This is a genomic window from Marinobacter sp. C1S70, assembly GCF_000475355.1.
In the GTDB taxonomy this organism is placed as follows: domain Bacteria; phylum Pseudomonadota; class Gammaproteobacteria; order Pseudomonadales; family Oleiphilaceae; genus Marinobacter; species Marinobacter nauticus.
The window spans coordinates 158,912-174,678 of the sequence record NZ_AXBW01000040.1; the positions used below are offsets into that span (position 1 = coordinate 158,912).

At 57.8% G+C, this 15,767-nt stretch carries 12 protein-coding genes; 4 read left to right on the plus strand and 8 right to left on the minus strand.

The features are described 5' to 3' along the window. Positions 1 to 45: 45 nt before the first annotated feature. The 8 genes from rpsA to purU all read right to left on the minus strand — a co-directional run bounded on the left by rpsA (position 46) and on the right by purU (position 11,661). The gene (gene rpsA / locus Q669_RS12800) at positions 46 to 1,737 is read right to left on the minus strand and encodes a 30S ribosomal protein S1 (RefSeq protein WP_022992559.1); all 1,692 of its coding nucleotides are present in this window, start codon (positions 1,735 to 1,737) and stop codon (positions 46 to 48) included. A 129-nt stretch (positions 1,738 to 1,866) separates the two neighbouring features. Beyond that, on the minus strand, positions 1,867 to 2,547 hold the full coding sequence (gene cmk / locus Q669_RS12805) for a (d)CMP kinase (protein WP_022992560.1): 681 nt from the start codon (positions 2,545 to 2,547) through the stop codon (positions 1,867 to 1,869). Beyond that, positions 2,547 to 4,775: a bifunctional prephenate dehydrogenase/3-phosphoshikimate 1-carboxyvinyltransferase gene (locus Q669_RS12810; RefSeq protein WP_036149679.1), complete on the minus strand. Its 2,229-nt coding sequence runs from the start codon at positions 4,773 to 4,775 to the stop codon at positions 2,547 to 2,549. The genes cmk and Q669_RS12810 overlap by 1 nt, the downstream gene beginning before the upstream one ends. Position 4,776: 1 nt before the next feature. After that, on the minus strand, positions 4,777 to 5,901 hold the full coding sequence (hisC, locus tag Q669_RS12815) for a histidinol-phosphate transaminase (RefSeq protein ID WP_022992562.1): 1,125 nt from the start codon (positions 5,899 to 5,901) through the stop codon (positions 4,777 to 4,779). Positions 5,902 to 5,930: 29 nt separating this feature from the next. Further along, a complete protein-coding gene (gene pheA, locus Q669_RS12820; protein ID WP_011784533.1) occupies positions 5,931 to 7,028 on the minus strand; it encodes a prephenate dehydratase in 1,098 nt (365 codons plus the stop codon). A gap of 2 nt (positions 7,029 to 7,030) precedes the next feature. Continuing rightward, entirely contained in the window at positions 7,031 to 8,113 is a 1,083-nt protein-coding gene (gene serC / locus Q669_RS12825; RefSeq protein WP_011784532.1) for a 3-phosphoserine/phosphohydroxythreonine transaminase, read from the minus strand. Next, the gene (gene gyrA, locus Q669_RS12830) at positions 8,110 to 10,680 is read right to left on the minus strand and encodes a DNA gyrase subunit A (RefSeq protein ID WP_022992563.1); all 2,571 of its coding nucleotides are present in this window, start codon (positions 10,678 to 10,680) and stop codon (positions 8,110 to 8,112) included. The genes serC and gyrA overlap by 4 nt, the downstream gene beginning before the upstream one ends. A gap of 126 nt (positions 10,681 to 10,806) precedes the next feature. Continuing rightward, complete coding sequence (gene purU / locus Q669_RS12835; RefSeq protein WP_011784530.1) at positions 10,807 to 11,661, minus strand: formyltetrahydrofolate deformylase; 855 nt, start codon at positions 11,659 to 11,661, stop codon at positions 10,807 to 10,809. 144 nt (positions 11,662 to 11,805) lie between these two features. Here purU and ggt point away from each other — a divergent pair, with 144 nt between their 5' ends. From ggt to Q669_RS19900, 4 genes are read left to right on the plus strand one after another with little or no spacing between them, the layout of a single operon-like run. Then, positions 11,806 to 13,566 (plus strand): gamma-glutamyltransferase, encoded by a 1,761-nt coding sequence (ggt, locus tag Q669_RS12840; RefSeq protein ID WP_036149662.1) that lies wholly within the window; start codon positions 11,806 to 11,808, stop codon positions 13,564 to 13,566. Between the two features lie 44 nt (positions 13,567 to 13,610). Beyond that, on the plus strand, positions 13,611 to 13,859 hold the full coding sequence (locus tag Q669_RS12845) for a thiamine-binding protein (protein WP_022992566.1): 249 nt from the start codon (positions 13,611 to 13,613) through the stop codon (positions 13,857 to 13,859). Next, on the plus strand, positions 13,856 to 14,950 hold the full coding sequence (locus Q669_RS19895) for an ATP-dependent metallopeptidase FtsH/Yme1/Tma family protein (RefSeq protein ID WP_022992567.1): 1,095 nt from the start codon (positions 13,856 to 13,858) through the stop codon (positions 14,948 to 14,950). Before Q669_RS12845 ends, Q669_RS19895 begins: the two co-directional genes overlap by 4 nt. 8 nt (positions 14,951 to 14,958) lie before the next feature. Then, the gene (locus Q669_RS19900) at positions 14,959 to 15,756 is read left to right on the plus strand and encodes an ATP-dependent metallopeptidase FtsH/Yme1/Tma family protein (protein WP_022992568.1); all 798 of its coding nucleotides are present in this window, start codon (positions 14,959 to 14,961) and stop codon (positions 15,754 to 15,756) included. The last annotated feature ends 11 nt before the right edge of the window (positions 15,757 to 15,767 follow it).

Sequence of the window (15,767 nt, forward strand, 5' to 3'; positions counted from 1 at the left end):
AAAAACGGGCTCTTAGAGCCCGTTTTTTTGATACCAACCGGAAACTTAGTCCTTGTTGGCGTTCTGCTGCTGCATCTGCTCCTTGATCAGGTCACCGATAGTGGTGGCACCTGAGGATTCTGCAGTCTTACTGCGCACGTTTTCCAGAGCCTGCTTGTCGTCCTCAACGTCTTTGGACTTCACAGACAGGTTGATCACGCGGTTCTTGCGATCGATGCTGATGATCTTCGCTTCAACTTCTTCGCCTTCCTTCAGAACGTTACGCGCGTCTTCAACGCGGTCACGGCTGATTTCAGAGGCTTTCAGTACCGCTTCAACTTCTTCGTTCAGGGCAATGGTGGCGCCTTTGGCGTCAACTGCAGACACAGTACCCTTAACGATGGAGCCCTTGTCGTTCAGCTGAACGAACTCGGCAAACGGATCGCTTTCCAGCTGCTTGATGCCCAGGGAGATGCGCTCACGCTCTGGATCAACAGACAGGATAACGGTTTCAACTTCGTCGCCCTTCTTGTATTCGCGAACGGCTTCTTCGCCAGTCTCGTTCCAGCTGATGTCAGACAGGTGAACCAGACCATCGATGCCACCGTCCAGGCCGATGAAGATACCGAAGTCCGTGATGGACTTGATCTTGCCGGAGATACGGTCGCCCTTGTTGAAGTTGCTGGAGAAATCTTCCCACGGGTTGGCAACGCACTGCTTGATGCCCAGGGAGATACGACGACGCTCTTCGTCGATATCCAGGATCATCACTTCTACTTCGTCACCTACCTGAACAACCTTGGACGGATGGATGTTCTTGTTGGTCCAATCCATTTCGGATACGTGAACCAGACCCTCAACACCCTCTTCCAGCTCGGCAAAGCAGCCGTAGTCGGTCAGGTTGGTTACGCGAGCAGTAACCTTGGAACCTTCCGGGTAACGACCTTTGATGTCGACCCAGGGATCTTCGCCCAGCTGCTTCAGACCCAGAGACACACGGTTGCGCTCACGGTCAAACTTCAGGACTTTAACATTGATTTCGTCGCCCACATTCACGATTTCGCTCGGATGCTTGATGCGCTTCCAGGCCATATCAGTGATGTGCAGCAGGCCGTCAACACCGCCCAGGTCTACGAATGCACCGTAGTCGGTCAGGTTCTTGACGATACCCTTGATTTCCAGACCTTCGGTCAGGGTTTCCAGCAGAGCTTCACGCTGCTCGCTGTTTTCAGCTTCCAGAACGGCGCGGCGGGAAACAACCACGTTGTTACGCTTCTGGTCCAGCTTGATAACCTTGAATTCAAGCTCTTTGTTCTCCAGGTGCGCAGTGTCGCGAACCGGACGAACGTCTACCAGGGAACCCGGCAGGAAGGCACGGATGCCGGCCAGATCAACAGTGAAACCACCTTTGACCTTGCCATTGATAATACCCTTGACCACTTCTTCAGCTTCGAAGGACTTCTCGAGAACCTTCCACGCTTCAGCGCGCTTGGCCTTTTCACGGGACAGACGGGTTTCACCGAAACCGTCTTCAACTGCATCGAGAGCCACATCGACAATATCGCCGACAGCTACTTCCAACTCGCCTTTTTCGTTCAGGAACTGGGAGGCGGGGATAACGCCTTCGGACTTCAGTCCGGCGTTAACGGTGACCCAGTCGTTGTCGACGTCAACTACGGTTCCCTGGACGATGGAACCCGGTTGCATGTCAATTTCTTTTAGACTTTCTTCAAAAAGATCCGCAAAGCTCTCGCTCATTATGTGCCCTATATGATCAACGCAAGTGTGCTCCGTGTCACCAGCAACACGGTCTGTTAACGATGTCCGGAATCAGCCAGCGGCTGGCAGAGTACGCTGTTCCGGCATTTCAACGACAAAAAGGTGTAGTCAGGCCTGACCTGCTGCGGCCATACACCTGTCTAACACCTCTTCGATACTCAAACCCGTAGAATCAATGACTTGCGCATCATCTGCAGGCTTGAGGGGGGCCGCAGAACGGTTCATATCCCGCTCGTCACGTACCCGTATCTCCTCTAAAAGGGCGTCAATGTTAACATCGACACCTGCTTCCTTCAACTGATTGTAGCGCCTGCGGGCCCGCTCCTCGGCACTGGCGGTCAGGAAGATTTTGACCGGTGCATCCGGAAAGACCACCGTACCCATATCGCGGCCATCGGCCACCAGCCCGGGCGCCACCCGGAAATCCCGCTGGCGTTGCAACAAGGCATCGCGCACCGGTTGCATGACGGCGACTTTTGACGCGTTATCACCGCAGGTCTCGGTGCGGATTTCGGAGGTAACGTCTTCCCCGGCCAACAGAACCTTCGCAGGCTCACCCGGAGGCGTCGGCATGAACGCAACATCGAGCCCTGCGGCAACCCGAACCAGTGCCGGCTCGTCTTCCAGCGCAACCCCCTGGCGGGCAGCCGCCAGGGCCGTCAGCCGATACAAGGCACCACTGTCGAGCAGATGCCAGCCCAGTTTGCGGGCCAACATCTGGGTAACGGTACCCTTGCCAGAACCGCCAGGGCCGTCAACCGTAATTACCGGTGCCTTGCTATTACTCATCAATCACTACCTTCTGCGTTAATTCGAATTCCTGTCTGCAATGCCAGATCAACAAAACCCGGGAACGATGTAGCCACGTTGGCGCAATCGTTGATCCGGATAGGTCCGGTTGCGCGCAATGATGCCACCGCAAACGACATGGAAATGCGATGATCACCATGGCTTTCCACGGTACCGCCGCCTATTTCCTGGCCGCCATCTATAATGATGCCGTCGGGTGTCACGGTGGTCTCGACACCCAGAGCCGCGAGACCGTCCGCCATTACCTGAATCCGGTCACTCTCTTTCACCCGAAGCTCCTCGGCGCCGCGCAATACGGTGCGCCCTTCGGCGCAGGCAGCAGCGATGAACAATACAGGGAACTCATCAATGGCCAGTGGTACCTGCTCTTCCGGAATGTCGATGCCCTTCAGACGGGCTGACTGCACCCGAAGATCGGCTACCGGCTCTCCACCGATGACCTTCTCATTGAGCACTTCAATGTTGGCGCCCATCTGTTTCAAAATATTGATCACGCCCACACGGGTGGGGTTCATGCCCACATGGCGAAGCGTCAGATCGGAACCTTCAGCAATACTGGCCGCCACCAGGAAAAACGCCGCGGAGGAAATATCAGCCGGCACATCAATGGCGCAGGCGGACAACTTGCCACCACCGGTGACACTGGCGGTCGCTCCGTCCCGATGAACGTGGTAGCCGAAGCCTTCCAGCATCCGCTCGGTATGATCCCGGGTGGGCGCTGGCTCGGTCACCGAGGTAACACCCTCAGCGTAGAGCCCCGCCAACAGCAGGCAGGATTTTACCTGGGCACTGGCCACCGGCATTTCGTAATGAATGCCCGTGAGTGCGTGACCACCCCGAATCTTCAACGGCGGCCGGCCACCTTCACCGGTGTCGATAACCGCTCCCATGGCACGCAGCGGATCTGCCACGCGCCCCATGGGCCGCTTCGACAAACTGGCATCGCCCGTCAGTTCGGAATCGAAAGGCTGGGCGGCCAGCAATCCCGCAAAAAGACGCATGGCCGTGCCCGAGTTGCCCAGATACAACGGGCCACGGGGCGCCTGCAGGCCTTTGATACCTACGCCGTGAATGCGCACAAAACCGTCATCCGGACCCTCAATGGTTACACCCATATCCCGGAACGCCTGCAGGGTGGCAAGACTGTCCTCCCCCTCCAGGAAGCCCTTCACTTCGGTTGTCCCCTCAGCCAGGGCACCGAGCATGATGGAACGGTGAGACATGGATTTGTCGCCCGGAACCCGGATGTCACCTTTCACGGTGCCGCCCGGCTGCATTTGGAAAGTCACCTGTTTATCGCTGTTGTTAGTCACGTACGCCTGTCCTGAAAGCATTTTGGAAAAATGTTCCCGCGCCGCCTTGGCGCGGCTGAAAACCCGGAGCAACGTAGGACCATCACTATTGGCAATGGCAGTACGGAGTTGATCCAGATCTTCGGTAAAATGATCAATTACCCGGAGCACGGCATCCCGATTGGAGAGAAAAATGTCGTGCCACATTATCGGATCGCTCGCGGCAATCCGGGTAAAATCACGGAACCCACCTGCGGCATAGCGGAAGATATCCATATTCTCATCTTCGCCCGCCAGAGTGTCTACCAGCGAAAAAGCGATCAGGTGGGGTAAATGGCTGGTGGCCGCGAGCACCTCATCGTGATACCCCACCGACATGGTAAGCACGGTCGCACCGGCACCTTCCCAGACGGTCCGCAAACGATTCAGGCCATCTTGGTCGGCATTTTGCGACGGCGTCAGGATCACCTTGTGATTGGCAAAGAGATCGGGCCGGGCCGCACGGATACCGCTCTTCTCGGAACCGGCAATGGGATGGCCGGGTATCACCCAGGGCGGCAGTTCTCCGAATACCGCCTCCACATCGGCAACAAAACTGGACTTGGTGCTACCCACATCAGAAAGAATGGCGCCCTCTTCGATGACGGGCCGGATTTGTTCCAGCACCGCACGGGTGGCTCGCACCGGAACGGCCAACACCACCAGATCACTGCCCTTTACGGCCTGCTCGATGGAATCCGCAGCCTCGTCAATTACACCCAGTTCAACGCCGAGAGCCAGTTCATCCTGACGGGTATCGAAACCGGTCACCATTCCCGCAAGCTGTTGCGTGCGTATGGCGCTGGCCAGAGAACCGCCAATCAGCCCCAAGCCGATAACCGCAACCCGACGAAAAGGCGCACTCGGAACTGTCACTTCATGCCCCCAGCCCTGCTGACGCCGATGCCACAGCCAGCGCATCAAGAAAACGTTCATTTTCCTGCGGAAGGCCGACCGATACACGCAGGTGCCGGGGCATGCCATAACCAGCGACGGGCCGAACAATCACGCCATGGGCTAACAAGGCCTGATAGATACCGGCGGCGGGCTCTCCCACCTCGACGGCTATGAAGTTACCAGCCGAAGGGATGTAGGAAAGCCCCATGCGATCAAAGCCTTCCGCCAGTTGTCGCAGGCCGGCTTCGTTCACCTCACGGGATTTCTGCAGATAGGCTTCATCCTCAAGAACAGCTGTGGCCGCCGCCAGGGCAACGGTATCAACATTGAATGGCTGGCGAACCCGGTTCAGGATGTCAGCAATGGCCGGAGAACTGATGCTGTAGCCCACTCGCAACGCTGCCAGCCCCCACGCCTTGGAAAAGGTACGGCAGACAATCAGGTTCGGGTATTTATCCAGCAGGCGAATACCATCCGGATACTCGTCACCAACGAGGTATTCGCAGTAGGCTTCATCCAGAACAACCAGAACCTGTTCAGGGATACGATCCAGAAACGCTTCAATCGCATCGGCCGTGTGTACGGTACCGGTGGGATTATTCGGGTTGGCGACAAATACCAGTTTGGTGCGCTCGGTCACCGCATCGGCCATGGCATCCAGATCGTGCCCCCAGTCTTTTGCAGGCACCGCCACACCTCGGGCGCCAATCGCCTGGGTTACCAGCGGGTAAACCGCGAAGGCATACTGGGAAAACACCACTTCGCTATCAGAGTCGGCGAAACACCGGGCAATGACTTCCAGCACATCGTTGGAACCATTCCCGAGGGTGATCTGACTCATTTCCACGCCGAAGCGACGGGCCAGAGCCTGCTTCAGATCAAAGCCATTGCCGTCCGGGTACAGGCACATTTCGTCGAGGGCATTTCGGGCGGCCGATAACGCTTTCTCACTCGGCCCAAGCGGGTTCTCATTGCTGGCCAGCTTGATGATCTCCGACGGATTCAATCCCAGCTCCCGGGCCAGTTCTTCAATCGGCTTGCCGGGCTGGTACGGAGACAGAGCCTGAACACCTTTTACCGCAAGACTCTGGTAATCCACTGACATTGAACTCTCCTCAGGATCGACATTCGAAATCAAAGTACGCCGATGGGATAGGACCCCAGGCGCTTCAGCTCCACGGCTTCTTCATCAATTTCAGCCAGTACCTTGCTGATCCTGTCATCCTGCATGTGACCTTCGAAATCAATGTAGAAAACATAAGCCCAGGTACCACTGGGCGAAGGCCGCGTTTCAATCCGTGTCAGGCTGATGCCGTGACGATGGAACGGCTCAAGCAGCTGGTACAAAGCGCCCGGCTTGTTGCGCATGGAGACCAGAATCGAGGACTTGTCCTGGCCACTGGCCGGCACCTCTTCCCGCCCAATGATCAGGAAGCGGGTGGTATTGTCCGGGCGATCCTCAATGCTGTTAGCCAGCTTTTCCAGACCGTACAGCTCCGCCGCCATATCTCCGGCAATCGCCGCCGCACCGGGCTCTTCAGCCGCGCGGCGCGCCGCCTCGGCATTGCTGGAAACGGTAATACGCTCAATACCGTAGCGATGTGTATCCAGCCACTGCCGGCACTGGGCGAACGACTGTTGATGGGAATAGATGCGGGTAATTTCCTCATCCTTGTGCTTCGGCGATACCAGCAGATGATGATGAATGCGAAGCTGCACCTCACCGCAGATTTTCAACGGCGAAGACATGAACATATCCAGGGTGTGATTGATCATACCCTCAGTGGAATTCTCCACCGGCACCACACCGTAATGCGCCGCACCGGACTCCACCTCGCGGAATACCGCATCAATCGCAGGCAGCGGCACGCTGACGACAGAGTGGCCGAAGTGTTTGAGCGCCGCCGCCTGGGTGAAGGTGCCTACCGGGCCCAGGAAAGCAATATGCATGGGCTTTTCCAGCGCCAGGCAAGCCGACATGATCTCACGGAACAGCCGCGCCATTTCTTCAGCGGGCAAAGGCCCCGGGTTCTTTTCCTTGATCCGGCGCAGCACCTGAGCTTCGCGCTCAGGCCGGTAAAAGAATACATCCTCACCGGGATTGGCCGCCATTTTGACATGGGCCACTTCCTGCGCACATTTCGCCCGGGCACTGATCAGCTCCATGATCTGCTGATCGAGGGCGTCAATCTCTTCCCTTAGCTCCCCCAGGCGGGTCTTCTCATCCGTCATGATCAGCCACGCTCCTTCGCAAATTCCGCCATGTAGTCGATCAGGGCGTCGACGCCTTCTTCGGGCATAGCGTTGTAGATGCTGGCACGCATACCACCGACGGAGCGATGCCCCTGCAGGTTGAGCAGATGCCGGGCTTCTGCGCCTTTTAGAAACTCGCCATTAAGCGCATCGTCGGCCAGTGTAAACGGCACGTTCATCCAGGAGCGGAAGCGTGGCTCAATGGGGTTGGCGTAGAAATCATTGGCATCGATAAAACCATACAGTTTCTTCGCTTTCCGGGCGTTCATCTCACCCATGGCCTGGACACCGCCCTGCTCTTTCAGCCACTTGAACACCAGCCCGGACAGGTACCAGGAATAGGTCGCCGGGGTGTTGTACATGGAGCCGTTATCGGCAATGACCTGATAATTCATCATGGTCGGTGTCTCTTTCCGGGCCTTACCCAGGAGATCCTTACGGATAATCACCACCACCAGGCCCGAGGGGCCGATGTTCTTCTGGGCACCGGCATAGATCAGGCCGAATTTGCTGATATCCAGCGGCCGGGACAGCATAGTGGAAGACATATCCGCCACCAGCGGTACATCGCCGCTGTCTGGAATAAAGTCGTATTCCAGACCACCAATGGTTTCATTCGGCGTGTAATGCAGGTAAGCGGCATCGGCGCTGGTATTCCAGCCGGACTGATCCGGAATGGTGGTAAACCCGCTGTCTTCAGAGCTGGCGACGACATTCACATTGCCGTAGCGCTTGGCTTCGGCAATGGCCTTTTTCGACCAGATACCGGTGTTCACATAATCGGCCGAGGTTTTGTCGCCAAGCAGATTCAGCGGAATGGTCGAAAACTGGCTGGAAGCTCCACCCTGCATGAAGAGTACGGCGTAATCATCTGAAATACCGGCCAATTCACGGAGATCCTTCTCAGCCGCTTCTGCAATGGCAACAAACTCATCGCTGCGATGACTCATCTCCATCACCGACATGCCGGTGCCGCGCCAATCGAGCATTTCGCTCTGGGCCTGCTTCAGCACAGCTTCCGGCAAGGTGGCCGGACCAGCACAGAAATTGAACGCCCTGCTCATTCTTCGGTTTCCTCGCCTTCCACTTCTTCTTCATCATCGGATTCTGCAATCCGCTCCACACCCACCAGGCGCTCATCTTCCTGGGCCAGACGGATCAGACGCACGCCCTGGGTATTCCGGCTCAGTACCGACACCTCATCAGTGCGGGTACGCACCAGTGTGCCCTTGTCGGAGATCAGCATCATCTGGTCGCCATCAAACAGTTGCAGCGCAGTCACCAGATTACCGTTTCGCTCGGAGCACTGCATGGCGATAACGCCCTGACTGCCACGGCTGTAGGCCGGGAATTCATCAATGGCCGTGCGCTTGCCATAACCATGCTCACTGGCCGTCAGAATCACACCGCCTTCCTGCGGAATGATCAGGGACACCACATGGTGGCCTTCCGGCATCTTGATACCGCGGACACCACGAGCCGTCCTGCTCATCGGGCGAACCTGCTCTTCCTGGAAGCGCACCGCTTTACCGGCACTGGAAAACAGCATCACTTCGGCAGAACCATCGGTAATGGCGGCACCAATCAGGGTGTCACCCTCATCGAGATTCAGGGCAATCAGGCCACTGCTGCGCGGGCGCGAGAAGTTCGGCAGCGGTGTCTTCTTGACCACACCAGCCGAGGTGGCCATCAACACAAACTGGTCTTCCGGGTAATCCCGCACCGGCAGGAAGGTGGTAATACGCTCTCCTTCGTCCAGCGGCAGGATGTTCACCATGGGCCGGCCACGGGACCCGCGGCTGCCACGGGGAATCTCGAATACCCGCAGCCAGTACACTTTACCCTTGTTGGAGAAGCACAGAATGGTGTCGTGGGAATTCGCCACCAGCAGCTTCTCGATAAAGTCTTCGTCCTTCATCGACGTTGCCGCTTTACCCCGGCCACCACGGCGCTGGGCCTGGTAATCCTCAACGGCCTGGGTCTTGGCATAGCCACTGTGGGAAATAGTCACCACCAGATCTTCTTCGTCGATCAGGTCTGCAATGGTCAGGTCGCGACGGGAGCTGGTGATCTCAGTGCGGCGCTCATCGCCATACTGGCTGACAATCTCTGCCAGTTCGTCACGAATCACCTGCATCAGACGCTCGGGATCACCCAGGATATCCAGCAGATCGGCAATCTTCTCCAGGATTTCCTTGTACTCGTTCTGGAGCTTTTCGGTTTCCAGACCGGTCAGGCGGTGCAGTCGCAGATCCAGAATCGCCTGGGCCTGCTCCGGCGACAGGTGGTACAGGCCGTCTCGCAGGCCATAGATCTCGGGCAGGTCGTCCGGACGACAAGCATCCTCACCGGCACGCTCCAGCATGGCCAGTACGTCACCAGGTGCCCAGCCCTTGTCCATCAGCTTTTCTTTCGCTTCTGCGGCGGAGGGCGACTGTTTGATCAACTCGATGATTTCATCAATGTTGGCCAGGGCAACGGTGAGACCTTCCAGAATATGGCCCCGCTCACGAGCCTTGCGCAGCTCATAAATGGTGCGGCGGGTGACCACCTCCCGACGATGACGCACAAACGCATCGAGCATTTCTTTCAGGTTCAGGGTCTTGGGCTCGCCGTTGATCAGCGCCACCATGTTGATACCGAACACGGTTTCCAGCTGAGTCTGGGCGAACAGATTGTTGATGATCACATCCGGGTTCTCGCCCCGACGCAATTCGATCACAACCCGGATACCTTCCTTGTTCGATTCATCACGCAGCTCAGAGATACCTTCCAGGCGCTTTTCCTTCACCAGTTCCGCGATCTTCTCGATCAGACGGGCCTTGTTCAGCTGGTAAGGCAGCTCGGTGATGATGATGGATTCGCGGCCGGTCTTCTTGTCCTGCTCAATCTCGTGGCGGGCACGGATATAAATGCGGCCACGTCCTGTGCGGTAGGCTTCCACGATACCGGCACGGCCATTGATGATGCCCTGGGTGGGGAAGTCCGGGCCCGGGATGAATTCCATCAGCTCATCGACCGTGAGATCCGGGTTATCGATCAGTGCCAGGCAGCCGTTCACCACTTCCGTCAGGTTGTGGGGTGGAATATTGGTCGCCATACCCACGGCAATACCGGATGAGCCGTTCACTAGCAGGTTAGGCACACGGGTCGGCAGGACTTCCGGAATACGTTCGGTGCCGTCGTAGTTGTCTACGTAATCGACGGTTTCCTTGTCGAGATCCGCCAGCAGCGAATGGGCGATCTTCTCCATGCGGATTTCGGTGTAACGCATGGCGGCGGCATTGTCGCCGTCGATGGAACCGAAGTTACCCTGGCCGTCTACCAGCGGGTAGCGCAGGGAGAATGGCTGGGCCATTCGAACGATGGTGTCGTATACCGCAGAGTCACCGTGGGGGTGATATTTACCGATAACGTCACCCACCACACGGGCGGACTTCTTGTAGGCCTTGTTCCAGTCGTTACCCAACTCGGACATGGCGAACAGCACCCGGCGGTGTACCGGCTTCAGGCCGTCCCGGACATCGGGTAATGCCCGGCCAACGATAACGCTCATGGCGTAATCGAGGTAGGACTGTTTCAATTCGTCTTCAATATTGACCGGCAGGATCTCTTTGGCTAACTCACCCATCGAGAAAGGTTCCTTTGCGTTATCTGGAAGTCGTTCCGGGGCCGTTTCCGGGCCCCGTCTTTATTCTTCAACAAACCGCCAAGCATACCACAGACCGCCCCCACCGGGGGCAACTGTGGTAAAGCCTTAATCAAACACCACGGTCTTGTTTTCGTAGGTAATCACGCGGTCTTCAATGTGGGACCTCAAGCCGCGGGCCAGCACGTTCTTTTCCACATCCTTACCCAGGCGAACCATGTCTTCGATGGAGTCACTGTGACTGATCCGGATGACGTCCTGCTCGATGATCGGGCCCTCGTCCAGATCCTGGGTGACATAGTGGCAGGTGGCACCAATCAGCTTCACACCCCGGCTGTATGCCTGATGGTAGGGACGGGCACCGGCGAACGATGGCAGGAAGCTGTGATGAATATTGATCACCTTGCCGGAGTACTTTCCGCACAGCTCGGCAGGCAGAATCTGCATGTAACGGGCCAGCACCACCACGTCGGTTTCGTATTGCTGGAACAGCTCGTCGATATGGGCGAAGGCCTCAGCCTTGTTCTCTTTGCTCACCGGCACATGGTGGTAAGGAATCTCGTGCCACTCCACCATGCGGCGCAGATCATCGTGGTTGGAAATCACCGCAACGATCTCGCAGTTGAGCTCTTTGCTGTGCCAGCGGTGCAACAGATCGGCGAGGCAGTGTGATTCCTTGCTGCACATCAGGATAACCCGCTTGGGGCGCGCGGAATCAGCAATGTGCCAGTTCATGTTGAACTCGCGGGCAATCGGCTCAAAGGCGGCACGGAACTGATCCAGCCCGAACGGTATCGATTCGGCCTTAATTTCATGCCGCATGAAAAACCAGCCGGCCTGGGTATCGGAGTGGTGGCTCGCCTCGGTAATCCAGCCGTTATAGGTGGACAGAAAATTACTCACCTTGGCAACAATCCCGACCCTGTCCGGGCAGGAAATAACAAGACGATAGGTATGCTCCATGAAGCCTTTCCTTAACTTGAATCCGGGGAAAGCGGGCGCGACAGGAAACCACAAACCGGACATTCACGGCGATGGTCGGTACGCACCGGTAAAAATGACCGGCTATGATAGCCTATCTGACAGCCAGAAACGAGGAATCCAACCATGGACAGAGTGATCTACAGCCCCGCTTCGAAAATCAGCCACAGACCGCTCTGGAGAGCGACAGCCGGGCTGATGCTTTTCCTGCTCGCCTTCAACACAAGCGCCAACGAACAGGCCATTCTGGAAGGGGAACGTTTCCATCCGGTTCAGGGCACCCAGGGTATGGTTGCCACCAGCCACACCCTGGCCACAGAGGTTGCCCTGAAGGTATTGAAAGACGGAGGCAACGCCATTGATGCCGCTGTTACCGCCGGCTTCGCCCTGGCCGTCACCCAACCCCGTTCCGGCAATATTGGCGGTGGCGGCTTTCTGGTCTACTCGCCCGGTAACGGCGATGCCCCGGAAGCCATTGATTATCGCGAAACCGCACCGGCTGCAGCCACCGAAACCATGTTTCAGGATCAGGACGGCAATGTCGTGAGCGAACGCAGCCGGTTCAGCCATAAGGCCGCCGGGGTACCCGGCACCGTAGCCGGGCTGGCGCTGGCACTGGAGCGGCACGGCACCCTGAGCCTGAGCCAAGCCCTGGCCCCGGCGATTCGACTGGCCCGGGAGGGCTTTGTGGTGCCCCACCGATTCACCGAAGGCCTGGAGCAGGCCCGGGACCGCCTTGAACGCTGGCCAGCCACCCGCGCTACCTTCTATATAAAAGATGGATCGGCCCCACAACCTGGCGAAGTGTTTCGCCAGCCGGAACTGGCCGACACCCTCCAGCGCATTGCCGAGCAGGGCGTAAAAGGCTTCTATGAAGGTGAAACCGCACAGTTGATTGTGGCGGAAATGCAACGGGGCGAGGGTCTGATTACTCTGGAAGACCTGCGCAACTATGAACCCGCCGTTCGCCAGCCGGTCCACGGCACCTATCGGGGATTTGATATCTACTCCATGTCGCCGCCCTCCTCTGGCGGCACTCACATCGTGCAGATCCTCAACATTCTGGAGGACTACCCCATCGGCGACTGGGGGCACAACTCCGCAAACACCATCCACCACATGGCCGAGGCCATGAAACTGGCATACGCAGATCGCTCGGAATACCTGGGGGATACAGACTTCGTAGCTGTGCCGCTGCAAGGGCTGACCAGCAAGGGCTACGCCGACCAACTTCGCGCATCCATCAAGGCAGACAAGGCCCGGCCCGCCGGCGAGATCGCGCCTGGAAAACCTGGGCCCCGGGAAAGCCCGGAGACCACACACTTCTCGGTGGTGGACCGCTGGGGCAACGCGGTATCAAACACCTACACCATCAATTTCAGCTATGGCTCGGGCATTACCGTGGCCGGTGCCGGCTTTCTGCTCAATAACGAGATGGACGATTTCAGCGCCAAACCGGGGGTTCCCAATGCCTATGGCCTGATCGGCGGCGAAGCCAACAAAGTGGAGCCAGGTAAACGCATGCTCAGCTCCATGTCGCCGACCATCGTACGAAAGGACGACCGCAATTTCCTGGTAACCGGCAGCCCGGGCGGCTCCCGGATCATCACCACCACCTTGCAGGTGATCATGAATGTGATCGACCATAATATGAACATACAGACAGCCGTCAGTGCGCCGCGCATCCACCACCAGTGGTTACCGGACGAGATTCGGGTGGAACAGGGTATCAGCCCGGACACTCTGGATCTGCTCCGGGCGCGAGGGCACACCATCAACACCGGCTCGGCCATGGGTGCCATCCAGAGCATCCTGATTGGCGAAGACGGCACGCTTTACGGCGGAGCCGATCCCCGGCGCAGCACCTCGTCTGCCATGGGATTCTGAGCCATTCAATATTGACCGGGCGCATACCGGACAGGAGGTAACTGATGTATCTTTCCGTACAACTGAGCTGCTATCCGCTCAAGGACGATTACAAACAACCGATCTGGGATCTGATTGCACGCCTGGAACAGACCAGCCTTGAGGTCCACCCTGGTCGCATGAGTACCGAGGTCTTCGGCGAGTATGACGAAGTGATGAAGGTGCTCTCAGACACCATGAAATGGTCTTTCGAGACCTACGGCAAATCGGTGTTTGTAGCAAAAATCATGGAGGGTGACCGGAGGCCGAAATGACACCCAGCAACGAACCCGGAAAGCAGGACCAGACACCGCAGCCGCAACCGACGATACCAAACCAGTACTCGTTTCTGTGGTTGAGCGCGGCCATTTTCCTGATGTTCTTGTGGCTACAGGGGAACAACCATCAGCAACAACAGGAACTGGCCTATTCCGAGTTCAAACAGGCCGTCATAAGCGGCCAGGTTGCCGAAGTTACCCTGCGCACCGAAGAGATCAGCGGACGCTTTACGGATTCCGGTGCCAGCCGGTTTGCCAACGACAGCCGGCCACCGTCGAGCAGTTTCATAACGCTCAGGCCACAGGTGGAAGACCCGGAGCTACTACCACTACTGGAAAGACAGGAAGTACTGGTTCGAGGCTCCCGCTCCGGCCGCCCCTGGTGGCAGGAGCTGATCCTGGGCTTCCTGCCCTGGATCCTGTTATTGGCGCTGATGTTCTGGTTCTGGGGTGCCGCCCAGAAACGCATGACTCAGGGCGGCGGCCCCTTTGACTATGGCAAGTCCAGGGCCCGCCGCGCCCGCAGAGAAACCTCCACCACGACACTGGACGATGTAGCGGGCATTGAGTCCGCAAAACGGGACATTTCGGAAATTATCGACTTCCTGAAGTCGCCGGATAAGTATCGTCGCCTGGGCGCCGTGATGCCTAAAGGGGTTCTCCTGGTTGGCCCGCCGGGCACCGGCAAGACTCTGTTGGCGCGGGCCATTGCCGGCGAGGCGGAAGTCCCCTTCTTCAGCATCAGCGCCTCGGAGTTTATCGAAATGTTCGTGGGCGTTGGCGCGGCACGGGTTCGGGACATGTTCCAGACGGCTCGCAAGGAAGCCCCGGCACTGATCTTTATCGATGAGCTGGACGCCGTCGGACGCTCACGGGGAGCTGGCCTGGGGGGCGGCCACGACGAGCGCGAACAGACCCTGAACCAGATCCTCACGGAAATGGACGGTTTCGAGGCCCATGAGAACGTTCTTGTGCTGGCCGCCACCAACCGCCCGGATGTATTGGACACCGCTCTGCTGCGCCCGGGCCGGTTTGACCGGAAAATCACCCCGACCGCCCTCACCGGGAGGCCCGGGAAGCTATTCTGAAGGTACATGTGCGCAAGGTGCCGCTGGCTGCGGATGTGGACCTGACGCAGGTGGCCGCGCGCACGACCGGCTTCTCCGGCGCCGACCTGAAAAACCTGGTGAACGAAGCGGCCCTTACAGCCGCCCGAGACAACCTCGTTGAGGTAAACAACCACTGTTTTGAAGTGGCCCACGATCGCCTGATTCTGGGTGAGGAAAGGGACGCCCAGTTAACACCGGAAGAGCGTGAAGCCGTGGCCTACCACGAATGCGGGCATGCCATTATGGCCTATTACATGCCCAAGGCAGATCCTCTCACCAAGATCACCATTATTCCCCACGGCATGGCCATGGGAGTGACCGAACAGACCCCGAAAGAAGACAAATACAATTACACCGAAAGTTACCTGGAGGACCGCATCAAGGTGATGCTGGGCGGGCGTTCTGCCGAAAAGATCATCTACGGAGAGGTCAGCACCGGCGCCCAGAATGACCTGAAAGAAGCCACCAAACTATTGAGACGAATGGTCGGCCAGTGGGGCATGAGCGAAAAGATCGGCCCGCTGGGCCTGGGCATCGGCGAAGAACATGTGTTCCTTGGCCGGGAAATGGGCGCGCCCCGGGAGTACAGCGAAAAACTCGCGGAAATGATCGACTCGGAAATCCAGTCGCAATTACTGGCCTTTGAAGCCTTTACCGTGAGCTTCCTGACCGAACACCGGCAGGAACTGGATGCCCTTGCCAGAGCCGTCATGAAAAGGGAAACCCTGTCAGCCGGGGAAATAACCGAGGTGCTGGAGGAAGCTCGCAGCCGGGAGACCGCCTGAACAACTGCCGG